This window comes from Paenisporosarcina sp. NPDC076907 (assembly GCF_050269735.1).
In the GTDB taxonomy this organism is placed as follows: domain Bacteria; phylum Bacillota; class Bacilli; order Bacillales_A; family Planococcaceae; genus Paenisporosarcina.
Genome location: NZ_JBNNIX010000001.1, coordinates 1,253,993 through 1,279,361, shown reverse-complemented (window position 1 = coordinate 1,279,361; position 25,369 = coordinate 1,253,993). Strand labels below are relative to the sequence as shown.

Below are 25,369 nucleotides of genomic sequence, written 5' to 3'. Positions count from 1 at the left end.
CACACCTTGTTTTTTAACAACTTATGATAGGAATGGAGTGCCTATTCAAAATTTAATCTTGCGGGAGTGTTTCTTCTCCCTCTTTAACCGGCGGTTGTTTCATTTTTTTATTGGTTTCTTCTGGTGTTTCCAATTTGATAACAAGTGGGGTTTGTTCGTTCACAACAGAACCTTTGGAAACACTTTGACTTACGACATACCCTTCCCCAACAACTTCAATATTTAATCCCGAAAGCATTTGGTATACCCATACATGACGTTTCGACCAGTTCGTGAAGTCAGGAATCGTGATGGGACCTTCTGTTTTCAAGAGCACCAGACTGCCAGGAAGAATTTCTGTACCGGCTGCAGGGAATTGCTCTTGCACTTTCCCACTTCCCCCAATCGTCACTGCATTCATCTTATGTTCAAGCATGACACTTTGAGCCATCTCAACATTTTTATTTTTCACTTCTGGCAATGTCACTGTTGGAATGGACTTCACTTGTTGAGGCTTGATATTCATATATTTCAAACTGTTTTCAGTTACTGATTTAAATATTTCTGAAACAGGTATGGACCCGACTTCAGTGTCTTTCAACTTCGGTTTAGATACCGCTACATATACGACAAGTTGTGGATTTTCAACTGGTGCCATGCCTAGGAAAGAATACAAATAATTTTCATAACCTTTTTGATAAAATCCATCCTTATCCGGAATTTCAGCAGTACCCGTTTTTCCCGCAACCGTATAATCCGTCAGTTTGAATCGTTTAGCAGTACCCGCTTCCTCAGTAACCGTAGAAGCTAATAAATCCCTCATTTTTTTGGCGGTTTCAGCGGAAATGGGTTTACCAGCCTTTTCAGGTTTTGAGTCATGCATGACCGCATTTGTAGTTGGGTTTACTATTTTTTCAATTACATATGGTTTCATCATGGTTCCATCATTTGCAATGGCTGTTTCAGCTTGTATCAGCTGCATAGGAGTCACCGTGGATCCTTGACCAAACGTAGAAACAAGTCGGTCAATCGGCCATTTGCTAATAATTTTCCCACTTGCTTCATTTGGCAGGTCGATGCCTGTTTTCTTTCCAAAGCCGAATTTGTCCAGGTATTCAAGAAAAGCAGTGTCGCCAAGTCTCTCTAGTAAATAAGCCATCGCAACGTTTGAAGATCGTTGGAAGCCTTCCTCAAACGTAATCGAGCCCCATCCAGTGCGATTGTGGTCACGAATGGTGCGGTCAATTAATGTGTATTGTCCTGATTTGTACCATGCATTCGGATCCCATTTGCCTTCTTCCATGGCAGCAGCGACCGTAAAAGTTTTCATCGTCGAACCAGGTTCGATTGTATTTTCGATTGTTTCATTCAACCAATTTGTTGTTAGTCCTTCACGTGTTTCGGGATCGAAGGAAGGACGCTGGCTCATGGCCAAAATTTTACCAGTCTTAGGATCAGCGACCATCGCGACAATCTTTTCTGGCTTATACTGTTCCTCAACGCGACTCATGGCATCTTCAAGAAAATTCTGAACGGTTTTATCGAGCGTCAGATGAATATTGTATCCATCCTGTGCTGGTGTTACCATTTCTTCAGAATTAGGCAATAAATACCCCCATAAATCACTTTCATATTGCACTTTTCCATTTTTGCCTGTTAATTGTTTGTTATAAATCGATTCAAGACCCATTTTCCCCACTGTTTGGAACTTCCCGGCTTCTTGTTCCTCTTTAACAGCAAATCCGATTAGATGAGATGCAAACGTTCCACCGGGGTAAAAGCGTTTTAAATCTCTTACAAAAACGAGACCGGACAATTTCTGCTCCGAGATTTTCGTCATAACTTCATGGCTGATATCCCTGCCTGCAGAGCCAAATTCAACTTGATAAACACCTTCTTTAGATAAGCGTTCAACTAATTTCTCTTTTGACAAAGGAATGTATTCAGCCAACACACTAGCAGTTTTCTCCACATCGTTTACATGTTTTGGATTTTTGGCATTTGATGTTGCTTTTGGGCTGAGAACCGCCACTAATCGATAGCTCAGTGTATCTTCAGCTATAATTTCCCCATGTTTATCGAGTATTTTACCCCGACTTGAATTAATCACTTGTTCTCTTTCATATTTAGCAGCGGCTTTTGCCGCAAGCGCTTGTCCATCCGCTTCTCCCGTGACTTGGATAAAAACCATCCGTGACAACAATAGAAAAAAGAGCCCTCCGTAGAACAAAAACATCAGAAAGGCTCCCCATTGAAATCTAAATTTCTTCGTCATTGTCCCGGTACGACCTTCACATTTTGCTCGTTCAGTTTCAAGCCAAGTGCTTTAGCTTTTTCCCAAACGCGCTCATATGTTGAGAGCTCACTAACTTGAATGGACAAATCTGTATTCTGTTTTTTCGTTTCATCAATTTGCTGTTCAATTGCACGAATGTCTTGAGCAGAAGCGTGAATGCTTGCCTGAGTCTGTAAAATCATGACACAGAACAATGCAACGACTGACAAGAAAGCTGCAAATAGTATTTTTTCACCTTTAGTAAAGATTTTCCGTTCCGGCTTAATCGACGGTTGGATGGCAGGCTGTGGGTTAACGACAGGCTGCTTTATGTAAGTTGTTTGTGTTCTTGCGTGCATTGCCATTTAGACACGTCCTTCATCCTTTATTTTTTCAGCGATACGTAGCTTTGCTGATCGAGAGCGATTATTGTGAAGTAATTCTTCTTCACTTGGTAGTATTGGTTTTCTTGTTACTAATTTCAACATAGGTTCCATGCCTTCTGGAATGACCGGTAAGTTCGGTGGTAGCTCCGGATACGAGGCCGCTTCTTTGAAAATAGTTTTGGTAATACGATCTTCTAGTGAGTGGAAAGTGATAACGCTGATACGTCCATTTAATGCAAGCAGTTCAAGTGCGTCTTGAAGCGATTGTTCGGCAGCTCCAAGTTCATCATTAACAGCGATTCGAATCGCCTGGAATACGCGTTTCGCAGGATGACCACCTTTTCTTCTTGCAGGAGCAGGTATCCCATCTTTAATCAATTCAACAAGTTGTCCAGTTGTTTCAATTGGTGCATTATTTCTCGCTTCTTCAATCTTACGGGCAATTTGTTTAGAAAATTTTTCTTCACCATAACGATAAAAAATACGAACCAAATCATTAAATTCCCATTCGTTTACAACGTGATAGGCCGAAAGTGGCGCTGACGTATCCATACGCATGTCCAACGGGGCATCATGGTTGTAACTGAATCCACGTTCTGGTGTATCGAGTTGAGGTGATGATACACCTAGGTCGTAAAGAATCCCATCCACTTTCTCAATACCAAGTTCATGTAATTTCTCTTTTATATAGCGGAAATTCGCATGCACAAACGTCACTTTATGAAGATGCTCTGCCAAACGAATTTTCGCATTTTCGATTGCAATGGTGTCTTGATCAAAGCAAATCAATCTTCCTTGATCACTTAACTGTTGAACTAAATATTCACTATGTCCCGCTCCACCAAGGGTGCAATCGACATATGTACCATCTGGACGAATGTTCAATCCGTCAACGGTTTCATGTAGCAATACGGTTGTATGGTTGAACAATGGATCGTCCTCCTAAAATGGGTCCACAGGATGTGGGTCATGAAGGCGTCGCGATACGATGTCGCGTTCTTATCCTTCTTTACTTAAATATCAAAGCCAATCATGTTTTCAGCTAAGTCGTTAAATGAGTCCTCGGATTCATCGAAATAAGATGTCCAAGAATCTTTCGCCCAGATCTCGATACGGTTTGAAACTCCCAAGACGATACATTCTTTTTCCACATTTGCATGGGACAGTAATGTACTTGGGATATTAATTCTGCCTTGTTTATCGATTTCTACTTCCGTTGCACCTGAAAAGAAGAATCGCGTGAATGCACGAGCATCTTTTTTAGTCACAGGGAGAGCCTTTAATTTTTCTTCGAGTTTTCGCCATTCATTCATAGGATAGCCGAATAAGCAGTTATCAAGACCTCTTGTAATTACAAATGTCTCTTCAAGGTGCTCACGAAATTTTGCCGGTATAATAAGACGGCCCTTCGCATCAACACTATGTTGATATTCTCCCATGAACATGCTACTCACCCCACTTATTGTCATAAATGTACCACATCCCCCCACTTTCCTCCACCATTTTTATATTTTTTTTTCATTACAAAAAGAAATGTGTTAATAGCACTTGTTGAACCAGCCCAAAAACCTTTTGTCCCATAGAAAAAAGCCGTCTCAATATACTGAGACGGCTTTAAGAATTAATACGAAATGACTTTATGTTTTCCGTTAAATTCAAACGGTTGAGATAATAGATTATCAATGAAGGTTGGACCCATTTCATTTAAAAACAATAATGGACTAAACCAACGTTCCTGTAATGTATATTCTGGGAAAATAAATCCTTCAATATGATTGTATTTACGAAGCTGCACATCATGACGCATTAAATTGGCATCTTCTATTTTACGACTTAAGTAAGTAAATTGTTTTTCATGAATTTGCAAATTTTTCCTCGTCAGAACGGAAAGCGCCGAAGCTGATTGTGTTGTTTCTAAATGACCAGCAAGTTTACCGTATTGCTCGACCAATGTTTGTTGGATTTCACGGATCATTTCTTCCGCAACATCATCTTTAACATCATCCATGAAAGCTTGTTTATGCATTTGCAATTGTCCATCGAATACACTTTCTAGTGGCAGAGCAAGCTCATCCAAGTACTGTTTGGATTTTCTGTCAAGAATCGTGATAGATAAACGAGGTACGATAACAGGCAATTCCATATCAAAATGTTCGAACATCGTTTTGAAGGTTGCCCAATACGCCAGTTCGCCCGGACCACCAATGAATGCTAAAACAGGAAACACCATTTCCTGCATTAACGGGCGGGTAACAACATTATTGCTCAAGCGTTCGGGATGATTTTTTGCAACGTCCAGTAATTCATGTTTTGTGAAAGAGAGACCCGCTGCTTCATTTTGAAATACTCCATCCACTTGTTTCAATAAAAAACGTTCTCCATGTTCTACGAAGAACAAGTTGGCACTGTCGGGCGAAGCTTGTATCGGTTGTCCATAACCCGCTTGTTGAAAACGATTTTCTTGGTCGACAACAAGTGTTGCAATCTCTGGAGCTTGTTCTATCATCTTCTCAAAATAGGGAGATTCATAACGTCGAAGAGATTCGTAAGCGGCGTCAATCATTAATAAACCTTCATTTGCAAAAAAATCATGCATCATAAAGGTGAAAAATTGGCTATACGTTGAAACTTGAACGGCAATTTCCAAATACTTTTGAAGCATTTCTTTCGTGTAAACCGTTTCAGTGAATTGTTTAAAGACGTCCTGAATAAAGGATTGTAATTTTTCTGTCTCAAGCGTACTTTCTGATGCCATTTGCTTGCGATTTGGTCGGTCATTATAGGTTGTTTTGATCAAATTTCCACGTTGAGGCGTGAAAGTCGAGTTGATTTCATCCAGGTCATGGTCTTCTCCAGCAATCCAGAAAACGGGTACGACTGGAACACCTAATGCTTCACGTTGCTGCTTCGCCAAGATCACGATAGAAATCGCTTTATGGACGGAATAGAGAGGACCTGTCAATAATCCCGCTTGCTGTCCTCCGATAACGACTAGCGCATTTTCTTCTAACTCTTTTAAATGCGTGTCCACTTTTTCGCTATGGGTTAGGTTCGCCATATATTCGCGGATTACTTTTGTCAGTTGTATTCTGTCTACCCGGTGCGATTTTAATGTCTTAGCTCGATTCTCAAAAGATATCTGACTCGGTAAGTAATGAAAAAAGGTAGAAAGATCTTCCTTTTGAGAATAGAAATCAGCCATGAAGGAACTGCTATTTGGTTGATTAATTTGGTCATATTTCATCGTGGTAACCCCTTTTGCTTCTAAATACAAATCGAGTATATCATTTGATGGCACGCCTGGAAAAACAAACGACTTACCAGGATTAATTCATGAATTCCATAACTTTTAATACGAGCCCAACACACCAGACAATAAAGTAGGCAAAACTGAGAACCAAAAACAAGAACCTCCAAATTTTACGGAGCAAAGGGAATAATTCGATTTCTTTCTTTGACTTCCATTCCAAAATCGTCAGGACGACACTCGTTATTATAGCTATGCTCAATACAACTCCCATCGTCTGTATTTGAAACAAAGACTTTATAGCGACCGGGACTGCCATAAATAGAAGCAGAGTGGTTATATCTGATGCATGTCCAAAAGCTCTCGATGTTTTCTTTGTTAGTTTCAATGAAATAATATAAACCACAATGAACATGACAATAGGAAACACAATGAGGAAACTGATAGTTGCTTGAAGAATATTATTCATGAACCTCACCTTTTTCATCAAATGCCAATACCAAATGATAAAGCGTTTCCATGACAGGCAAATCTTTGCCCCTATTCGCAGCCATTTGAAGCAATGCTCCTACAATTGGTTCAATTTCAGTCGTACGACGATTAAGTCGATCCTGTAACATAGAAGAATTGTTTTTTGAAGTTTTTAAACAAAGTGCTTTGACTTCTTCAAAGGTCAGTAATTTCAATATTTCCGGAAATACATTTTCTAACTCACTGAATACTGTTTTCATTAGCTGAAAGGCTTGGGAGTTTGTAAGGAGTTCACCATTTTTTATTTGTAAAATCGCGGTGATCGGATTAATACAGGCGTTTAATATCGCTTTTCTTAATACAATCCCATAAGCATCTTCCGCCAACTCGATTTGAAACGAATCGGACTGAAATATAGTGAAGTCTAATTGACTCGTATTTTTTATATAAGGCGCAATTTTTGTGACTCCGATTCCTTTATGGACAACTGTTGTTGGATCCTTTTTCATGGCGCCATGCTCAATTGTCGCTATATATATCGGATGATGTTTGAATTGGTTAATCCACTGTAAGTGAGCAAGACCATTTTGAATAAACAAAAAGGCTGTTGTCTCAGGTAAAGAATTTAACTCCATTTGAATAGTTGATAAATGATGATACTTCACTGCAATAATCCATAGTGCATCAGTAGGAGCTTGCTTAAATTCTGTACTGGCAAAAACTTTTGTTTTCAAGGTCCCACCATTAGGTTGAATGCGGGTTATTCCTTCTTTATTAAGAATGTCAGCTTGTTTAATTGTTTTAGTTATGTATGTAACTTCATGTTTTTGCTCACTTGCGTATGAGCCAATCAGTAAACCGATTGCACCTGCTCCGACGATGACAACTTTCAATTATTCTTCAACTCCCAAATGAAAAGCGCAAAGCGCCATTATTGCTAGACTGTTACTTTAAGCATATCGACTGTATAAGAAAAGGCCTACCAACAAACGGCAGACCTTTAGTCTTTCTTATAATTATACTGGATAAACTGGATGTTTACGAGGTGGTTGTGGAATATGTTTCGTACTATAGGCACGGTAACGCATTGCCAACACTTCTCTTAAATTACTTGGTGCGACAATTTCATCAATAATCATTTCGGAAGCTAATTTGTAAATATCAATTTGTTCTTTATATTCCTGATGTTTTTCTTGAACGAATTTCAAACGTTCTTTTGGATCTTCAATCGCTTCAATTTTGTTTGAGAATACAGCGTTAACTGCAGCCTCAGGACCCATAACAGCGATTTGAGCAGTCGGCAATGCGATACACACATCCGGTTCAAAAGCAGGACCTCCCATTGCGTATAGTCCAGCTCCATATGCTTTACGCACAATAACCGAAATTTTAGGCACGGTAGCAGAACTCATGGCCATAATTAGTTTCGCACCATGGCGGATAATGCCCGCACGCTCAACTTTTGTACCAATCATAAATCCAGGTACATCTGCAAGGAACAGCAATGGGATGCCGAATGCATCACATAAATTGATGAATTTCGCAGCTTTGTCAGCGGAATCAACGAATAAAACCCCGCCTTTTGCTTTCGGTTGGTTCGCAATAATACCCACGGCCTGCCCTTCAATTCGCGCAAGTCCCGTGATGATTTCAGGTGCAAATAATTTCTTAATGTCAAAGAATGATCCTTCATCAATTAATTGATCAATTGCTTCATACATATCGAAAGGAGCATTTTGATTTTCAGGAATAATTGCTTCCAGTGTACGTCCTTCTTTTGCCGCTTTAGGTTCCACCACTTTTGGCATTTCCGTAAAGTTTGCCGGGAAGTAAGCTAAATAACGTCTAGCTTCGGAAATGGCTTCTTGCTCTGTAGATACTAATACATCTCCACATCCACTAACTGAACAGTGCATGCGTGCGCCACCCATTTCTTCCAAAGTCACTTTTTCACCAATTACTTTTTCAGCCATTCGTGGTGAACCTAAGTACATGGAGGCATTTCCTTCTACCATGATGACGATATCGCAAAATGCAGGAATGTAAGCACCACCTGCAGCTGATGGACCGAATAACAAGCAGATTTGCGGTACAAATCCAGACATACGAACTTGATTGTGGAATATCTTACCTGCTCCACGGCGATTCGGGAACATGTCTAATTGGTCGGTAATTCGCGCTCCTGCAGAATCGACCAAATAAAGCATCGGTACTCGGTTTTTCTCGGCAATTTCCTGAATGCGAATGATTTTCTCAACCGTACGGGATCCCCATGAGCCCGCTTTTACTGTCGAATCATTTGCCATCACACAAACTTGTTGCCCACCAACTTTACCTGTCGCTGTTACAACACCGTCTGCAGGCAAGTCACCTGCTTCACAATTTGCAAAGCGTCCATCTTCCAGATATTCACCATTATCAAAAAGCAAAGCTAAACGATCGCGGACGAATAATTTATTTTGCTCTTTCATTTTTTCATGATATTTTGAATGACCACCTGCAAAGATACCAGTCAACTTATCTTCCAGACGTTCGTTATACGTTGTCTTAGCCGTCATGTATGTTACCCCCTTTGTTTAAACCTCACTTACCCCATGTAAGTTTTATTCGAATGTTACAAGTACATCGCCTTCGTTTACGAAATCACCGATTTGTGCATTGATTTTTGCGACTTTACCCGCTATTTCCGCTTCAACTGGAATTTCCATTTTCATTGATTCCAGAATCATAACCGTTTGCCCAGCAGTCACTTCTTCCCCTTCTGTGACTGTAATGTTAAATACCGTTCCTGCCATTGTTGAGTGAATTTGTTTCATGTTATTTTTCCTCCTTTTGTTGTTCAAGCCATTGCGGTAATACTGCTGTTGTATACGTTCCATTCATAAATGCATCTGCTCCTAAAAACTGCTGGAACAATGCAACATTCGTTTTAACTCCTTCAATCGTAACAGATGAAAAGAATTGCTGAGCTTTTTTGACAGCTTGTTCCCTGGAATCTGACTGAATGATTACTTTTGCAATCATCGGGTCATAGAACGGCGTCACTGTATTTCCTTCTTCGTAACCGGCATCAATGCGAATACCTTCCACCGAACCCCAATCCAATCTGCTTATTTTTCCTGGTGAAGGGAAAAATGTTTTTGGATCTTCCGCGTATATACGGAATTCCAATGCATGTCCAGATGAATGGATATCTGACTGATTTGTAATCGGAAGAGGTTCCCCTTTTGCTACTTGCAATTGCCACTCCACTAAATCAAAGCCAGTAACTGCTTCCGTAACTGGATGTTCCACTTGAAGTCGTGTATTCATTTCAAGGAAGTAAAAATTATTATTTTCATCCACAATGAATTCCACTGTGCCTGCATTGCGATAATTTACAGCTTTCGCAGCATCAACAGCTGCTTGGAGCAACCTTTCACGTGCAGCTTCCGGGAAATTCGGTGACGGTGACTCTTCAATAACTTTCTGATTTCTTCTTTGTACTGAACAATTCCGTTCAAACAAATGAACAATATTTCCTTGTGTGTCACCAAAAATCTGCACTTCAATGTGACGTCCGCCGGAAATATATTTTTCTAGAAAGACAACGTCATCTCCAAAGTATGCTTTTGCACGCGTTTTAACGGAGACGAAATTCTGACTGAGCGCTTGCTCATCATCACAGCGAATCATGCCAATTCCGCCACCACCACTGCTTGCTTTAAGCATGATCGGGTAACCAATCCTTTTGGCTTCTTCCAAAGCATCTTCCAACGTCAGCACACCTTCATCCGTTCCAGGTACTACAGGAACACCGGCAGCTTGCATCGTTTGACGGGAACCAATTTTATCGCCCATTTTATCAATTGTTTCTGGCTTGGGACCAATGAAAATCATGCCCTCTTCTTCAATCTTCCGTGCAAAACTTGCATTCTCTGAAAGCAGACCATAGCCTGGATGAATGGCGTCAACCCCTTCACGCTTTGCCAAGGCTAAAATATCATCTACTTTCAAGTAAGATTGCTGAACTTGACTCGGTCCGATTAAGAAGGCAGAATCCGCTTCTTTAACATATGGCAATTCTGCATCCGCTTCGGCATAAATCGCTACTGTTTCAATATGTAATTTCTTACATGTATCGATAATTCGACGTGCAATTTCTCCCCTGTTTGCTATTAAAATTTTCTTCATATGTAGTCCCCCTATGCTGTTCGAACATGAAACCCCATCTTTAACAGTCTATACGAAAGATGAAAACGATTTCAACCTTTGAATGAAGAAATATTCAAACTACATAAACAAATTTAAAAAAGACCGTCTATTTTAAGATGTAATCCTAAAAGAAACGGTCTTTAGAGTTTATTAATTCTTTTGGCTAATAAACGGACTTTCCAGACATACACGTTGAATTTGCTGAACAAAGGTTTTTAACTGTGCATGTTCTTTTTGAAGTCTATCATGTGCTTCCAGCAATTCATCATAGCTGGTCATCGCTTGCTTCAAGTGTGTATGCATCGGATGTTGGTATTTTTGTTTTGCGTGGTTCAAGTCCTGTCCATACGTATGTCTCAGTGTTTTATTCCATCGAAACCCACAAGCCTGTTTCGTACGAGATAGTTTTTCAGCTGCCACTTCAAATGCATGAATTTGTGTGCCTCCGTTTTTTACTATCTCCAACACAGTAGTTGCTAATTTATGGTCATCCTCTGCAGTCCATTGATCTTTTCTTTTAACTTGAGTCATAGATTCTTCACCTCGCGCTTTTTTTCTACTATATGCGCGAATAGAAAGAATAGAAGTTAAGGTTCAAAAAGTAAATAAAATGTACCTGTAAGGTAACTTTGATAATTACAAAGCCCCTATTTTTTGGAAGAAAGACAGATTGTATGAAGCTATTTAAATAAAAAACTAACTTTCAGACTGACGGCAAAAGAATATGATTAATATAACAGTTTTAAAATTCGAACCTTATTTTTGCACTCATTCAAAAAAGAAGGTGGTCGTCTATTTCTTTCGCTTTCCGCGGACGAAACGCCAGCCTCCTCGGCTCATTTGTCTATGACAACTGAGCCTGTGGGGTCTAGCTTGTTCCGTTTTTCCGCAGGAGTCTTCAGAAATAGCCGACCACTTTCCTACTTAAATAATTTGAAGAGAAACGCTGACAGAAGCGCATTCTGTTGATTGGAATGGAGGCGGCGAAAACATGCTACTCCTGCGGTTACTCGTCTCAAAGGAAATCAACATTTTCTTAAATACGTTCTTTTTTCAATAGAATGCATTAATAATCAATCATTTTATTATGTCTACAGTCTAACAACTCACTTTATTTTTTGCGGGAGAGGAATTTTTGAACAGCATTGTGATGTTCTTCGGCTTCCCAAAGTAGCGAACAGTTTTTGACTTCTTCCTTGATTTGACCAAGTAGATTTTGACCGATCCATTTGCGAATCAACATTTGTTTATATGCTCGGTGCACAGATGCTTCTACTTGTGTCATCTCAGTTAGAAAGGACTGTAAAGCTTGATCTTTGTCACCGTTATATACTTGTGTTGCCCAACCTTTATCAAGTAGAGCATCCGCCGAATAAGGTTTTGATTCACATAGCATATGCATAGCAATATCTTGCCTTGCTAATTTTTCAAGCAAATAGGTTCCACCACCCCAGCCACTTGTTATGGCTAAAGATCCTTGAATAAACCCTGCTTTAGCCTTTGATGAAACAAGGCGGAAGTCACATGCTGTGGCAATCTCACATCCGCCTCCTACCGCGTGACCATTTACGAGGGCAATAACAGGCACAGGGAGGGTGGCAACGTTATATAAGACACTGGCCATCCGATCAAGCATTGGAAAGGCTTCTTGCGCTGTATGGAGACCATGAAAGATGGACAAATCTCCACCAGAACAAAACGCTTCATCTCCTTCACCGGTGATGACGACAAATTGTATAGTTGAATCATTATGTACAGTTGAAACTAGTTTTTCAAGACCATCTATGACTTCATGATTAATTGCATTTCGAATTTCAGGACGTTTAATCGTAAAACGGAGAATATTTTCTTCTCGATTAATGGAAAATGTCATTTGAGTTCCTCCTTGTAAATAGAGAAAAAGGCCACCGGAGAGCCATGGTCTCTCCGGTAGCCTTTATAGAACAAATACTGAATTATTTGCTCAATACTTCTTTCCCTTTGTATTGTCCGCATGATTTACAAACATGGTGAGCCAATTTTGATTCACCACAGTTTGGGCAAGCTACCATTCCTGGTAGAGATAATTTGAAATGCGTACGACGTTTTCTTTTTACTGTTTTAGAAGTCTTTCTAAACGGTACAGCCATTGGTGGCACCTCCTTACAGATCGTTTATTCGTCTGTTTGATCAAAATACTTTGCTAAATCAGCAAGTCTAGGATCCGATTTTTTAGGTTCATTTTCTTCTTTTGCAGACAATTCCTCATCTGTTAAGTACGACCAGTTTTTGCCGCTAGCAATCGGTTGATGCTCAGCATCTTCCTTAAACACTTGCATCGGAATTTCTACTAGAATCAATTCTTCAAATACAGGGTCGACATTAACAACATCGCCTTCTACATAATGAATATCTCCATCGTCTTCCTTATGTGCTTCTGACCAGCTAAAAATCTCATCTGTTTGAATTTCAAACGGATACTCAACATCTTCCCAAGTGCGAGCACATGGTAAAGTGAGGGTGCCTGTCAGTTGAAAATGACAAGTCATTTGCGCTGCACCAAATGTGCAGTGCCCTTTTACATGAACGGGTGAAATTTTCCGGATGTCCGGGTTACGTTCCATCACTTCATCCAATTGAATCGTTTCATCAATTGGCATCCCGTCATGGCGATATTTAGATAGTTGATGAATTGCCCATTTCATTCGTTTATCACCTCAAGACAACAAAGTTGATTATATAATGCAGGAAATTAGATGTCAAGATAATTTCTTGTCACTCCTTTTTTAGACCCGTATAATCGAGAGTAGAAGATAAGGGGGTCACAATCTTGAAAGCAACTGGTGTAGTCGTAGAACATAATCCGTTTCATAACGGACACTTCTATCATATCAAAGAATCTCGCAAGAAAACAGCAGCAGATATTATTATTGCTGTCATGAGCGGAAATTTTTTGCAACGAGGGGAACCTGCCCTTGTGGATAAATGGTGCCGGACGGAAATGGCCCTGAAAGCTGGCGCGGATATTGTCATTGAGCTACCTTACGTTTTTGCTACCGCACAAGCCAGTGACTTTGCACGTGGTGCCATTACGCTGCTAGAAGCCATTGAATGCGATGCCTTTTGTTTTGGAAGCGAGGAAGGCACGATCGAACCTTTTATCCGCTCCTACGAGGTCCTAACTACACAACAAGAGGTTTACCAAAATTTAATCAAACAATACATGAATCTTGGATTAAGTTATCCCAAAGCGTTAAACGAAGCCTATGCTGATATTACAAAAGACTTAAACTTTTCATTTGTGGACTTATCTAAGCCCAATAATATTCTCGGTTATCACTATATTGAAGCTGCCTTTCAGATGAAGGCACGCATTCAGCCTGTAACTATTCAACGAATCGTAGCGAACTACCATGATGATGTTGATCAGAATCAATCCATTGCAAGTGCTACAGGCATACGTAAGGCACTATTTGAAGAAGGCTCTCTCGAAGCATTGGAAAAGTTCATGCCCCAGACTTCATTGGAACAACTATTGAAGTGGAGAGATTCTGTCGGTGTATTTGGCAGCTGGCAACAGTTTTGGCCGCTCCTCCGACATACAATCATTCGATCATCCATACAAGATCTTGCTTCTTACGCCGAAGTTACGGAAGGCATTGAGCATTTAATCTACGAGGCGGCTAAAGAAAGTCGGACATTTGAAGAATTTATGATCAGCGTAAAATCGAAGCGTTATACATGGACTCGCATTCAACGTATGCTCACTCATATTTATACTGGTTTTAAATGGGAGACGCTTAGAGAACATCCGGAACCGACTTACTTACGAGTTCTAGGCATGACAAAGAATGGACAGAAATATTTAAGTGAAAAGAAAAAAAATCTTTCGTTACCACTCATCAGTCGAGTTGCAGCAACAAAAGATTCTTTACTGGAAATAGATATTCGTGCTTCTGATTTATATCAGTTGGGATTACAATCATTAAAAATTGAAAAACCGGTCGGGATGGACTATCGAAAACCACCAATTTTTTTATGAATCTTTATTAAACGGTCTGTGTTAATTGTACTTTGCGCTAGTCGTACATTCTTTTTAAAAAATTAATCGTAAAAATTATCAATCATTTAATCATTACTTTTTGGCTTAAGTTGATTTAAGTAAGCAAGTGCGTCATCCACTGTTTTAACGGGCACGATTTTCATCGTCGTGCCTATTTTTTCTGCTGTTTCTTTTGCATCCAAATAATTTGAACGAAGGGAAGGGTTACTTTTCAATACTTCTTCAGGCAATTCATCGTCTGGTGCAAAGAAAATCTCGATATCTTCTTTATCGGCAGCAATGACTTTCAAATCAATTCCTCCGATTCGTCCAACTTCCCCATTTTCTTGCATCGTTCCTGTACCCGCGATCTTGTAACCTCTTGTTAAATCCTCATCCATTAATTGATTTAAAATTTCCAGTGTAAACATCAGTCCGGCGGATGGACCTCCAATATCATCAGCCTTGATATTCACTTTCGGTGTGGTAGTAATTTCTTTATCATCTGTGAACGTGATACCAAGACCGGCTCGGGACTCATCAGTGGGAATAGGCTTCAACTCCACTTCAACGGAATCTTTCTCTCCATCACGTTCTATGTTCAAGATAACCGAATCTCCTAATTTCTTTTGCTTCAAATAATCAATGATCCCTTGTTGTTCGTCACTCTTTATGTCATCGATTTGTAAGATACGATCTCCAGGACTAAGAAGACCGTCAGCTGCTCCATTTGGCAATACATTTAAAACAAATACGCCTTTTGTTTTAATTTCATATGGTTTATCCGCTTTTTTAAATGCCACTTGGATCGCATTAAATTGTGATTGTGACATCAGGTGTAGTTGACGAACATTATATTCTTCATCATCCTCGTCAGGATTTCTAACTTGATTAGTCTCCAATATTTCTTGATGGGCGGATACTTTTGCCCACGCATAGGTAAGAGGCGTCGCTTTTGCTAAAGCGATAGTCATTAAACTCATCGTCCCCTTATCATCTTCATCCCCACCATCGATATTTACAAGCGGTTCAAGAGGATACGCTCCTCCAGGCTTTGTAATGTAAGCATCGACGGGATAAACTGTCGCGCTGATCAGTAAAATACAAACGATGAAAAAGCCAATCGTACTTTTCTTTGGCATGTACCCTCACCTCCATGATGACAAGCATTCTTTTTGCATATACATAGTGTAGCACTTTCACTTTACTTCTGACAAAACGGTTGAAACGGGGAAATTTCGCATGCTACATAAGACCAATTTATTCATATGTTGGTTTCTCATGACTTTGTTTATATTCATGCCAGGGATAGCCCATCAAGGTGCTCAGATGGGACTGCAAGTTTTTCTAAAACGTCTGCTCCCTTATTTATTACCTTACTTAGTGGTTTCTCAATGGCTATTGTATGAACTGTACAAAAAAAATCAATGGCAGTCCCATGTTGGAAACAGCATCAAAGTTTACGCAATTGGAGCGTTTGGTGGATTCCCCACGGGTGCTGCAACTATTTCGACCTTATCGCAAGCAAGCATGATTAGTAAACGTCATGCAAGTCATTTACTTGGGATTTGTCATGCACCAAGCCCCATGTTCGTGGTAGGCGTGGTTGGAAGCCAATTTTTATTATCTGCCAACACAGGCATTCTATTAATGGTTATTTTACATACGATTAATTTATTATTTTTAGTTTTTCTTCATATATTCGTTCCTTTACCAACCATTTCTAAAAATGATGCCATCGCCAAGCCTGTTACCTCCCCTTTAAGTGAAGGGATACATCAAGCTGCTTCCATTCTACTTTTGGTTGCCACAACCGTAGTCTTCTTCACGACGATCAGTACTGTTATCAGAGAAATCATGGGAACGGTTTTCAATGGGATTCCTCATCAAGCAACCGTTTTTATCTATTCGCTTTTTGAAATGACTGCGGGGCTCGAAGTTGCACATCAGTTGTTTAATATGTCGACCTTTTTCCCAATTTTGGCCGTCATCATTCTTTCTTTCAATGGTTTAAGTATACATATGCAAATCATGGTGTTGGCGAAAACAGCCAAACTTTCATTAAGACCTTATGTCGTATATCGACTGATTCATTTTCTATTATTTGTAGGCAGTTGTTATGTATTACTTTTCTAAAAAGCGTTAGCGATCACTTTAATATAAATGTAAAGCAACCTCAGACTTAAGTGACGGTATCGCGTTCGCGGGGGTTCTATTCACATTGGTCCAAAACTCCAATGAATATAAGGCTTAGCATCTTCTAAATGTATATTGTTGTTGATTATCATTCAAAATAATCGGCAGGTAACGCCACTTCGCTTTGCGTGGGCTTGGCTACAGGCGTCATCGAGGCTTTTCAGCAAAAGGTATTCCCGCAGAAGTCGCCACCTGCGCTCCAATCAACTATAGATGGGGTTGGTTATAACCTAAAATAACTTAATCATGTCTTGGCAATAAGCTAATTTAAATCTTCTTCTCGGTTATTACTTACTTCATTGATTGTAGTGGAAGGCGGCGACTCCAGCGGGAAAAGCGAGACAGTTGAGACCCCGCAGGAAGCGTAGCGACCGAGGAGGCTCGACCTCGCCCGCGGAACGCGTCCGCCTGTTTCTGCATCGCTACGCTAGCTTCGAAACATGAAAGAGCGTTGGAACGGAAATCAACAGTATTGTTGAACCAATCTTTTTCTCCAAAATATCTGAAACACTGGAGTTATGGAACTGAAAATTATATACTTTCCTATAATTTTAAAAAACCATGAACGCTAGGTTCATGGTTTATTAAAATTGTTTACTTATCTTTTAAAGAAAAAACGCAGAAATGCGTGATTTATTCAAATCCGAATTTCATTTTCAGAGCTGTTTCAACAGTCTTAGGCACCAGTTCGGAAATATCTCCACCATATTTGGCCACTTCCTTGACAATGCTTGAACTCAAAAATGAATATTGGTTATTCGTCATAATGAAGAATGTTTCGATATTGTCGTCCAGTACACGGTTCATAGACGTGATTTGCATTTCATATTCAAAATCGGATACAGCCCTCAAGCCACGTACAATAGCATGAGCGTTGACACTCTTAGCATATTCAACAAGCAATCCAGAAAAAGAATCCACTCGGACATTCGGCAATTTCGCAGTCACTTCACGAATTAAATCCATGCGTTCTTCAATTGAAAAAAGTGGCTTTTTTGAGGAATTATTTAATACGACAACATGGATTTCGTCAAATACAGAAGCACCTCTTTTAATAATATCTAAATGACCGAATGTAACCGGATCAAAGCTTCCCGGAACGACTGCAATTTTAGTCATGGTGTTTTCCTTCTTCCTGTCGATAAATCGAAATAATAGTACTGCCATAAAGTTCTTGTCTTGTTAGACTAAATGACCCATATGTATTTGGCAAATCCACGCCTTTTTCGTGCTCACACAATATGATTGCATCATCAGTCAATAAGTTTTTTTCCACGAACTGTTCAACCAATTCATAATAGCCCACTTTTTGATAAGGGGGATCTAAAAACAGTAAATCAACTCGGGCTTGTCTTTTTTCCAACGCCTTAATTGCACGAGTCGCATCTGCCTTATAAACCTCTGCACGTTCATCTAGTTTGCATTTCTTTAGATTTTCATGAATCGTTTGAATCGCACGCGGGTCTTTCTCAATAAAGATACATGTCTCTATACCACGACTGAGCGATTCAATCCCGAGTCCCCCACTTCCTGCGAATAAATCCACAGCAAGCCCTCCATCAAAGTATGGACCGATCATATTGAAAATAGATTCTTTCACTTTATCAGTTGTTGGTCGTGTACCTGCACCAGGCACCGCTTTTAAAGGGAGTCCTTTTTGTTTTCCTGAAATTACTCTCATGATGTTCCTCCTACTCCGATTCATCGGTTATTAAATAGCCATTTCTGACTTTTTTTACATATGCTTCACGGAACAAGCCGTGATAAGATGGCTATTGAAAGGATGTGTTATTTTCTCATGATTCAACGCTTTATTGAACTTGGAGAAGGTTATAGCGATATTTATGAATGGTTAGAGTTATTAAAAACAAATGAGCACCGTTTTCACCGTGTATGTATTTTGACATCTGTATCGAAAGACGTCAAAAAATTAAGCGTTGCACTTATATTGAAACCTGTAGATGAAAGTAAATTCACGCCCATCTATTTCTGTCGTGAAGGAATTGAATATTCGGCGGTGAAAACAAGTAAACGTATCCAATTAGTCGAAAAGACGCTGCAGGAAAGAAACTATTCCCCACACCGTCTTGAAGTTAAGCATTCATCTTATTTTGCAGAACCCGCTTTATACCATCAGTATTTAATCGGGTTATTTAGGTTGCATCACATTTTGCCGCCTTTAAGCTAGGTTATAATCCCGTTTTGTAATCATATTCCTTGGCTTTGTCCGGTTTAGAATTTTCATATTCAGTTTTGACAAACGGTCTATAGGACGGGCTGACTTCTTTAACAAACGGGAGTTTTAATAATTTCGTTGAGATCGCTTCAATTTGATCAAGGTCGCAATACATTACGACATACTTTAATTTTCGGGAAATATATTGAACATGTCCATATTTCCTTAGCGATTTCGCTTGTTTTAAATGATGTACATATACAACTAATCCTTGTCGTTCATTCATGCGAGTTCCCTCTTTTCTTAATTAAAAGAATACCATATGGAAGAAAACGTTCGCAACCGCTTGAAGCTGACAGTTTGCTATACTTTCCTTTATAATGGGGAAAGCAAGTTTCCTATAGGAGGAATTAGACATGGGAAAGAAAACGAAAGTAGCAATCGCGATCGCTGCAGCTGGGGCTGCTGCTTGGGCAGGCTCAAAAGCCATCTCAAAACCTCAAAAACGTGAAGATAAAGAAGCACTTCAATATGAGCATCCGATTATTTTAGCACATCGTGGTGGTTCTTTAATTGCTCCAGAAAACTCAATGGCCGCTTTCAAAAAAGCAGCTGAACTAGGAGTTCATGGATTCGAAATTGATATTCGATTGACAAAAGATGAAGAAATCGTGGTTTTCCATGACGAATATGTAGATCGTACCACTGATGGCGCCGGGCGTATTGCAGATATGACGCTGTCAGAACTCCAAGCTTTTGATCTGGGCTATCAGTTTATTAATGCGCAGCAAGAATATGAGTTCCGCGGACAAGGTGAAACGATTATTACCCTTCGTGAGTTGTTTGAAGAATTCCCACAAATGTTGATCAATATCGATATGAAGGATTCTCCTGAAACATATGAAGGCAGTCTGATTCCTTCAAAATTATGGCGATTGATAGAAGAACTTGGCGCTCAAAACCGTGTTGTTGTGACGAGTTTCTATGACGAACAAATCGATCGGTTCAACTTGTATGCACAAAATACAGTTGCGCTAGGAGCAGGAGAAAACGAAGTCCGAAAAGCTTATTCTGCCTATACTAGTCAGTTTGGACATTTGTATCACCCTCGTGCGGACGTCGTTCAAATTCCTGTGAAATCAGGTATCTTCCCTCTTGATGGAGAAGGTTTCATCAACTTTCTGACCAAACTGAATGTTCCTGTACACTACTGGACAATTAATGACCCTCAAATAATGGAGAGACTACTGAAATCAGGTGCAAAAGGCATTGTTACAGACCGTCCTGATTTGGCGATTACCTTACTAGCTGATCGGTTAGCATAAGAAAAAGGATGTGCACATTACGCGCACATCCTTTTGTTATGTCTGTCTCAAAGGTGCGGTCGCACACTAAGATCCAATCTTATATTAAGCTGAACAGCCACAAGAACCACCAGTTCCACAACTTCCGGTACTACAAGAAGATGCAGCCGAGAAGAACGGATTGCTTACTGGGACCTTGACGGATTCAGATACAGTTTTGCCTATGAGTAAGCTGACTTCATCCAACAAATCTTGCAATTCATTTTCAGCCAGTTTTAAATTAGCGACACGTTCATTCATATCAAGTGCGCGTTTTTGTACTCGAATTGACTTCATCACGTGTTGATAGTCAGGATGATACTTTCCGAAGCGTTGAACATCTTCATATTGTTCTTTTAAACGAGAAAAAGAAGCGATTTGTCTTGTTAATAATTCGTCTGTATAAACGGCGAAATATGCTTCTTTGAAACGTTCTGCTTGCTCGGAGGATAAAATCATCTGTGTTAAACTATCACCTTCATCCATGATATTTGCCCATTCTGATGTCATCATCATCGGACATTCCTCCAATCTGTACCTATCATAACAGATTAGACAAAGAAAATAAAAGACCTGTATTTGCTAAAAGTTAGGAGAAACAACATGAAAAAATCCGTACGTAATCAGCTCGAACATATCTTAAATCAAGCGTCACATGAAGATATCTCTACTTTATCAAAATGGTTGGAAGGCTTTGAGAAGAAGCAAAACGGAGATCTTTCCACTTATTTAGGTGCCACATTGCATATGGAAAAGAAATTAAGTGATGATTCATGCACGATATCCATTCCTATAACTCCGTATATTCATAATACTCTTCATATCCCTCACGGAGGTATTTTGGCTGTAATGCTAGATACCGCAATGGGAGTCCTCGCAAATCATTCACTATCTGAAGAATTTGCTGCAGTAACAATGAATTTATCAATAAATTATTTAGCGACAGCAACGGAAGGGCATCTACATGCACATGCGACGTTTTCACACAAAGGCCGTCAGACAATGGTGGTTACAGGTGAAATCACGGATGATAATGGCAAGAAACTTGCCGTTGGTAATGGATCATTTTTCGTAGTTCCACGTAACCGGTAAAGTCGATAATTTTTGAAGAACGGTTTGCTCATCTGAAAAAGGAACAATTTGGTCTCCAATGTGTTGTGTCGATTCATGACCTTTACCTGCTATACACAGCAAATCTCCCGGCATGCAATGAAGAAGCGCTTTTTCAATCGCAGTCGCTCGATCTATTTCAATGTGAATCCTCGAAGTCTCCGGCAAATTCTCAACGATTTGCTGGCAGATTTTCAGCGGATCTTCTGACCGGGGATTATCTGATGTTACCCAAACACTGTCTGCATATTGTGAAGCAATCTCCCCCATGACACTTCGTTTTGCTTGGTCGCGATTTCCTCCACAACCGAATACCACAAGTAACCGTCCTTCCGTTATTGCAGCTGCTGAAGATAGAAGATGCTGCAGAGCTTCTGGTGTATGTGCATAATCTATGACAACTTGAAAAGGTTTTTTCAAGATAAATTGAAATCTTCCTAGGGGCAAATTGATGTTGGGGAGGATTGGAACAATTGATGACATTGGAATGCCCATCTGACGAACAGTCGCAATTGCAGCTGCTATATTTGATAGATTATAGATCCCGGTAAAACCAACTTCCACCGAATGGGGATTACAATTTCCTTCATCAAATACTTTCACATTCATTGATAGTGGTTTGATTTCTTCCAGTTGAACGTATTTTTCTCCAAACCACTTCAGTTCTTTCTTAGATTGTTTTCCTTTTTCCAACCAAAAAGAATCATCTTCATTTACTACGAGCTTTTGGGTTAAATCCATTAATTTGCATTTTGCTTTTTTATAGGCCTCAATGCCTTCATGATCTTCAAGATGATCATGCCCTAGATTTAAGAAGACTCCTTGTTCAATGGAGCAATGGTCCAGCCGGTGCTGTGCCAATCCCATCGATGAAGCTTCAATTATTACATGTGTGATGTTCATTTTTAACAGCCGAGCGAAGGTTTGATGAAGATGAGGAGCTGACCATGTTGTTAGCGAAGGAACGTTCTCTTCTACACGTAAACCATTTACAAACAGTCCTAGTGTACCAATTACAGCAGTTTGATACCCAAGCATTGTCAAAATTTGACCAATCAAATGACTGACGGTTGTTTTGCCATTAGTCCCAGTTACTGCTATCACATGCATATTTTTTGAAGGATCGCCATATATACGGGAACATGCATGAGAAAGAAAGGTTCTTGTATTTGGCACAATGCCAAATGCAACCTCTCCACACATTTCTTCATATTTGCGATCTTCTGCAATAATGCAGACAGCCCCTTTTTCAATTGCCTCTTTTATAAAAGTAGCACCATCGGCATTCCTTCCTTTGATGACAACAAAAACATCTCCAGCTTGAACTTCTCTGGAATTTTCTTTAACCCCACTAATGAATTCATTAAATGATCCATGTAACCAAGTACATGGCCAATCTTTTAATAAATCGGCAATGACCAAAGTCATTGTACCCCTCCTACACAAAATGAAATTGACCGAATACATTACAGTCAAGGTACGTTCATCGTATGTAAGCATGCGGGAAAATGTCACTCATGATTAATAAGGAGCGGGTTTAATGATTGTGCAGAAATTCGGAGGCATCGCGATGAGAGACGCAGCATCGCGGGGAGTATGTATTCAACATATTAAAGAAGGCTTAGCAAAATATAAATCGGTTCTTGTCGTTGTTTCAGCAATGGGGCGTCATGGTGATCCCTATTCCACCGATACGCTGATTCGACTAACAGACGCGTTTCAAATAGCACCTGAATCAAAAGATGTTGCTGCTATATGCGGAGAGCTACTCGCCTCCTCCGTTTTATCAGCGGAATGTTTAAAGCAACAAATTCCTTGTCAATTAGCCTATGGCGTTCAGGCCGGTATCTACACAGATGACCACTTTGGGGATGCTTCCATAATTAAAACCTCCAAAAAAGTAATTGAAGAATTGTTACAGCATGTGCCTTGTGTCATCGTACCAGGATTTCAAGGAATTACGACAGACCATCGTTTTACAACACTTGGACGTGGTGGCAGTGATTTAACCGCGATTGTGCTGGCTTCGTTATTTGAAGCTGAGGCTGTCGAATTTTATAAAGATGTACCAGGTGTCATGTCTGGTGACCCTAAAAACACTGAAAATGTTCATAAATTATCCAAGGTATCCTATCAAATGCTTCAAAAGCTTTGTGAAACTGCTAAACATCCACTAATACAAAAAAAAGCAGTGGACATGGCGGCTAAGCACCACATACCACTGCATATTCGTCCATTCGGTTCATCTGAAGAAGGCACATGGATAAACTCCCATGTTCATTGATCTTCTCTACGGTCCCTCTGTCTTTTCACAAAGTTTTGGGTATAGTATTTTCCAAACGTTCCAACGCCGAGATGTGTAAAATCTTCTCTTAACAACACTTCCCTATGATCTGCAGAATTCAACCAACCGTGAACTACTTCTGCTGAATCATAATAGTTTGCTGCTAGATTTTCAGCGGCACTGTCATAAACGATTTGCGCCTCTTCCAAACGGTCTTCCAAATCACCGTATTCCGGTGACTCATGTGAGAAATAATTTTGCAACGCCATATCTTCACTATGTTTACTTGCAACTAAACCGAGAGAGACATCTTCTATGACCGTTCTAACGGAGTGTCGAGAACGATATACATTGGTCAGCTCCAAAATCTGACGTTCATTTGTTTCATTAATAGATTGTTGCAATGTTGTTGAAGGTACCTCAGAGGCTAAGTAGTCTCCCTTGTATGTCATTTCATATGGTTGATGGAGAACGAGTGTCTTGGGATCGGTAAAACGGATAGCTTCTACCTCCCGATCTTCTTCATCCACATAAATTTGCGCAAATAGCCCATTAAACTTTATTAATAATCGGTTTTTCATATCTTGATCATTGATTGTGAATGTATAGACATTCGAATCAATTTGCACGGTTATTTCCGATTCAATTATTGTAAAGCGGTATAAATCATCTATGGATTGCCCAACTTGATAAGGGGAGGCATCCAGGCTCTCTCCTGCAATGTATACTTGATTAATGGTATCCCCGTTAACGCCTACCATCATATATGAATCGAATGCCTTGTTATAAACCCACCATTCATAACCGAATGCGGAAGGCTCGATTCGGTCAGGTTCCCCATATGAATTCACCATTTTTTCTGTGTGTTGTCCAATAAGCGTCGAGAGCCCTTTTTCGGGTCGGGGAATTGAGTCTTTCCCGGAAGGGGCTATTAAGTTTTCCTGCGGCAAGGCTTGACCCTTAGGACCTGGAGCTTCCAATAAATCATTTTCTTGAACAGTTTGGTCGGAATAAAAAATGACAGTCATGATAATTGCTAATAATATTAAGATTCGAACCAATACTTTCAATAAGACAACTCCTCATTAGGAAAATGATGAGTCTATTATATCAGTGCAAAGCGTATTGACACAATGTTGTCATTGCAACAGATGCAAAATTGCACTATTATAAAATGGAACGCGTTACTTAGGGTAAAGCATGTATAAGGAGGACGATTTTATGTATTTTGAAAACACAGGTATTGAAAATACAGCAGCTGATTTAGAATTATTAGATGAAATTATGTTAAATCATGGTCTTGTACGTGAAGGACAATGGGATTACGAACGTGTAACGTATGACAAAAAATACGAAATTAAAGAAGGCACATTCTATTTACGTATTTTCGGCTTCACTAAAGATGGCGATGTCGGCGCTCACGATGCAATCATTACTTTGATGAAACCAGTTGTAGGAAAGCACTATTTCCCACATGGTGTTGAATATGGAGATCAAGAAGTCTTCCCAGCACATTTGGTTAAATCTTGTCAGCAAACATTGGCTGCTGTTAAAGCAGATATCACTGCTTTTGAAATTCGCGCATAATAGAAACGCCGAAGAATTTTATTTCTTCGGCGTTTTTTCTATAGCTTTTCAAATGTGCCTTTGTTGTCTATACTTATACAATATGGAAAAATGAGGTGTT

General features: G+C 39.8%; 28 protein-coding genes. 7 read left to right on the top strand and 21 right to left on the bottom strand.

Translation table 11 applies throughout. The features are described 5' to 3' along the window. Positions 1-52: 52 nt before the first annotated feature. From ACQKEV_RS06205 to ACQKEV_RS06140, 14 genes are all read right to left on the bottom strand, one after another. The gene (locus ACQKEV_RS06205; protein ID WP_427444412.1) at positions 53-2,215 is read right to left on the bottom strand and encodes a penicillin-binding protein; all 2,163 of its coding nucleotides are present in this window, start codon (positions 2,213-2,215) and stop codon (positions 53-55) included. A 35-nt stretch (positions 2,216-2,250) separates the two neighbouring features. Further along, positions 2,251-2,619, bottom strand: coding sequence for a cell division protein FtsL (gene ftsL, locus ACQKEV_RS06200; RefSeq protein ID WP_427444409.1), 369 nt, complete (start codon positions 2,617-2,619; stop codon positions 2,251-2,253). Next, positions 2,620-3,570, bottom strand: a complete 951-nt coding sequence (gene rsmH / locus ACQKEV_RS06195) for a 16S rRNA (cytosine(1402)-N(4))-methyltransferase RsmH (protein WP_427444407.1) — start codon at positions 3,568-3,570, stop codon at positions 2,620-2,622. A gap of 83 nt (positions 3,571-3,653) precedes the next feature. Further along, positions 3,654-4,085 (bottom strand): division/cell wall cluster transcriptional repressor MraZ, encoded by a 432-nt coding sequence (mraZ, locus tag ACQKEV_RS06190; protein WP_036659407.1) that lies wholly within the window; start codon positions 4,083-4,085, stop codon positions 3,654-3,656. 176 nt (positions 4,086-4,261) lie between these two features. Continuing rightward, a complete protein-coding gene (gene bshC / locus ACQKEV_RS06185; protein ID WP_427457765.1) occupies positions 4,262-5,884 on the bottom strand; it encodes a bacillithiol biosynthesis cysteine-adding enzyme BshC in 1,623 nt (540 codons plus the stop codon). Positions 5,885-5,966: 82 nt separating this feature from the next. Continuing rightward, the gene (locus ACQKEV_RS06180; protein WP_427444400.1) at positions 5,967-6,356 is read right to left on the bottom strand and encodes a DUF3397 domain-containing protein; all 390 of its coding nucleotides are present in this window, start codon (positions 6,354-6,356) and stop codon (positions 5,967-5,969) included. After that, positions 6,349-7,251 (bottom strand): 2-dehydropantoate 2-reductase, encoded by a 903-nt coding sequence (locus ACQKEV_RS06175; RefSeq protein ID WP_427444397.1) that lies wholly within the window; start codon positions 7,249-7,251, stop codon positions 6,349-6,351. Before ACQKEV_RS06175 ends, ACQKEV_RS06180 begins: the two co-directional genes overlap by 8 nt. 123 nt (positions 7,252-7,374) lie before the next feature. Then, positions 7,375-8,916, bottom strand: coding sequence for an acyl-CoA carboxylase subunit beta (locus tag ACQKEV_RS06170; protein WP_427444394.1), 1,542 nt, complete (start codon positions 8,914-8,916; stop codon positions 7,375-7,377). A gap of 45 nt (positions 8,917-8,961) precedes the next feature. After that, entirely contained in the window at positions 8,962-9,174 is a 213-nt protein-coding gene (locus ACQKEV_RS06165) for an acetyl-CoA carboxylase biotin carboxyl carrier protein subunit (protein ID WP_427444391.1), read from the bottom strand. 1 nt (position 9,175) lies between these two features. Next, the gene (locus ACQKEV_RS06160) at positions 9,176-10,531 is read right to left on the bottom strand and encodes an acetyl-CoA carboxylase biotin carboxylase subunit (RefSeq protein WP_427444389.1); all 1,356 of its coding nucleotides are present in this window, start codon (positions 10,529-10,531) and stop codon (positions 9,176-9,178) included. Between the two features lie 171 nt (positions 10,532-10,702). Next, complete coding sequence (locus ACQKEV_RS06155; protein WP_427444386.1) at positions 10,703-11,083, bottom strand: transcriptional regulator; 381 nt, start codon at positions 11,081-11,083, stop codon at positions 10,703-10,705. A gap of 580 nt (positions 11,084-11,663) precedes the next feature. Continuing rightward, on the bottom strand, positions 11,664-12,425 hold the full coding sequence (locus ACQKEV_RS06150; protein WP_427444383.1) for an enoyl-CoA hydratase/isomerase family protein: 762 nt from the start codon (positions 12,423-12,425) through the stop codon (positions 11,664-11,666). Between the two features lie 82 nt (positions 12,426-12,507). Next, a complete protein-coding gene (rpmF, locus tag ACQKEV_RS06145) occupies positions 12,508-12,681 on the bottom strand; it encodes a 50S ribosomal protein L32 (protein ID WP_016427787.1) in 174 nt (57 codons plus the stop codon). Between the two features lie 24 nt (positions 12,682-12,705). Then, a complete protein-coding gene (locus ACQKEV_RS06140; protein WP_427444380.1) occupies positions 12,706-13,236 on the bottom strand; it encodes a YceD family protein in 531 nt (176 codons plus the stop codon). Between the two features lie 125 nt (positions 13,237-13,361). Between ACQKEV_RS06140 and ACQKEV_RS06135 the strand changes: the two genes are divergently transcribed. Then, positions 13,362-14,573 carry a nucleotidyltransferase gene (locus tag ACQKEV_RS06135; protein ID WP_427444377.1) on the top strand — a complete coding sequence of 404 codons (1,212 nt, stop codon included), beginning with the start codon at positions 13,362-13,364 and terminating at the stop codon, positions 14,571-14,573. Positions 14,574-14,659: 86 nt separating this feature from the next. On the opposite strand, the gene ACQKEV_RS06130 is transcribed toward ACQKEV_RS06135, so the two are convergent. Then, positions 14,660-15,715, bottom strand: coding sequence for a SepM family pheromone-processing serine protease (locus ACQKEV_RS06130; protein WP_427444374.1), 1,056 nt, complete (start codon positions 15,713-15,715; stop codon positions 14,660-14,662). 139 nt (positions 15,716-15,854) lie between these two features. Between ACQKEV_RS06130 and ACQKEV_RS06125 the strand changes: the two genes are divergently transcribed. Continuing rightward, positions 15,855-16,709: a hypothetical protein gene (locus ACQKEV_RS06125; RefSeq protein ID WP_427457762.1), complete on the top strand. Its 855-nt coding sequence runs from the start codon at positions 15,855-15,857 to the stop codon at positions 16,707-16,709. A gap of 693 nt (positions 16,710-17,402) precedes the next feature. Here ACQKEV_RS06125 and coaD read toward each other — a convergent pair. Next, positions 17,403-17,888: a pantetheine-phosphate adenylyltransferase gene (gene coaD, locus ACQKEV_RS06120; protein ID WP_427444368.1), complete on the bottom strand. Its 486-nt coding sequence runs from the start codon at positions 17,886-17,888 to the stop codon at positions 17,403-17,405. After that, positions 17,881-18,450 carry a 16S rRNA (guanine(966)-N(2))-methyltransferase RsmD gene (rsmD, locus tag ACQKEV_RS06115; protein ID WP_427444365.1) on the bottom strand — a complete coding sequence of 190 codons (570 nt, stop codon included), beginning with the start codon at positions 18,448-18,450 and terminating at the stop codon, positions 17,881-17,883. The genes coaD and rsmD overlap by 8 nt, the downstream gene beginning before the upstream one ends. Before the next feature lie 117 nt (positions 18,451-18,567). Here rsmD and ACQKEV_RS06110 point away from each other — a divergent pair, with 117 nt between their 5' ends. Then, positions 18,568-18,957: a DUF7147 family protein gene (locus ACQKEV_RS06110; RefSeq protein WP_427444362.1), complete on the top strand. Its 390-nt coding sequence runs from the start codon at positions 18,568-18,570 to the stop codon at positions 18,955-18,957. A gap of 1 nt (position 18,958) precedes the next feature. Here ACQKEV_RS06110 and ACQKEV_RS06105 read toward each other — a convergent pair whose 3' ends face one another. Then, positions 18,959-19,231: a YlbG family protein gene (locus tag ACQKEV_RS06105; protein WP_269925520.1), complete on the bottom strand. Its 273-nt coding sequence runs from the start codon at positions 19,229-19,231 to the stop codon at positions 18,959-18,961. 130 nt (positions 19,232-19,361) lie between these two features. Here ACQKEV_RS06105 and ACQKEV_RS06100 point away from each other — a divergent pair, with 130 nt between their 5' ends. After that, positions 19,362-20,270 carry a glycerophosphodiester phosphodiesterase gene (locus tag ACQKEV_RS06100; RefSeq protein ID WP_427444359.1) on the top strand — a complete coding sequence of 303 codons (909 nt, stop codon included), beginning with the start codon at positions 19,362-19,364 and terminating at the stop codon, positions 20,268-20,270. Between the two features lie 84 nt (positions 20,271-20,354). Here ACQKEV_RS06100 and ACQKEV_RS06095 read toward each other — a convergent pair whose 3' ends face one another. Then, on the bottom strand, positions 20,355-20,804 hold the full coding sequence (locus tag ACQKEV_RS06095) for a YlbF family regulator (RefSeq protein WP_427444357.1): 450 nt from the start codon (positions 20,802-20,804) through the stop codon (positions 20,355-20,357). An 87-nt stretch (positions 20,805-20,891) separates the two neighbouring features. Here ACQKEV_RS06095 and ACQKEV_RS06090 point away from each other — a divergent pair, with 87 nt between their 5' ends. Continuing rightward, the gene (locus ACQKEV_RS06090; protein ID WP_427444355.1) at positions 20,892-21,380 is read left to right on the top strand and encodes a PaaI family thioesterase; all 489 of its coding nucleotides are present in this window, start codon (positions 20,892-20,894) and stop codon (positions 21,378-21,380) included. Here the strand turns inward: ACQKEV_RS06090 and ACQKEV_RS06085 are convergent. Continuing rightward, positions 21,351-22,826, bottom strand: a complete 1,476-nt coding sequence (locus tag ACQKEV_RS06085) for a UDP-N-acetylmuramoyl-L-alanyl-D-glutamate--2,6-diaminopimelate ligase (RefSeq protein WP_427444352.1) — start codon at positions 22,824-22,826, stop codon at positions 21,351-21,353. The two genes, ACQKEV_RS06090 and ACQKEV_RS06085, sit on opposite strands and share 30 nt — an antisense overlap. A gap of 112 nt (positions 22,827-22,938) precedes the next feature. Between ACQKEV_RS06085 and ACQKEV_RS06080 the strand changes: the two genes are divergently transcribed. Then, a complete protein-coding gene (locus ACQKEV_RS06080) occupies positions 22,939-23,682 on the top strand; it encodes an aspartate kinase (protein ID WP_427444350.1) in 744 nt (247 codons plus the stop codon). Here ACQKEV_RS06080 and ACQKEV_RS06075 read toward each other — a convergent pair. After that, a complete protein-coding gene (locus tag ACQKEV_RS06075) occupies positions 23,676-24,752 on the bottom strand; it encodes a CAP domain-containing protein (protein ID WP_427444348.1) in 1,077 nt (358 codons plus the stop codon). The genes ACQKEV_RS06080 and ACQKEV_RS06075 overlap by 7 nt on opposite strands. 151 nt (positions 24,753-24,903) lie before the next feature. On the opposite strand from ACQKEV_RS06075, the gene ACQKEV_RS06070 reads away from it, so the two are divergent. Continuing rightward, complete coding sequence (locus ACQKEV_RS06070; protein ID WP_427444347.1) at positions 24,904-25,269, top strand: YugN family protein; 366 nt, start codon at positions 24,904-24,906, stop codon at positions 25,267-25,269. The last annotated feature ends 100 nt before the right edge of the window (positions 25,270-25,369 follow it).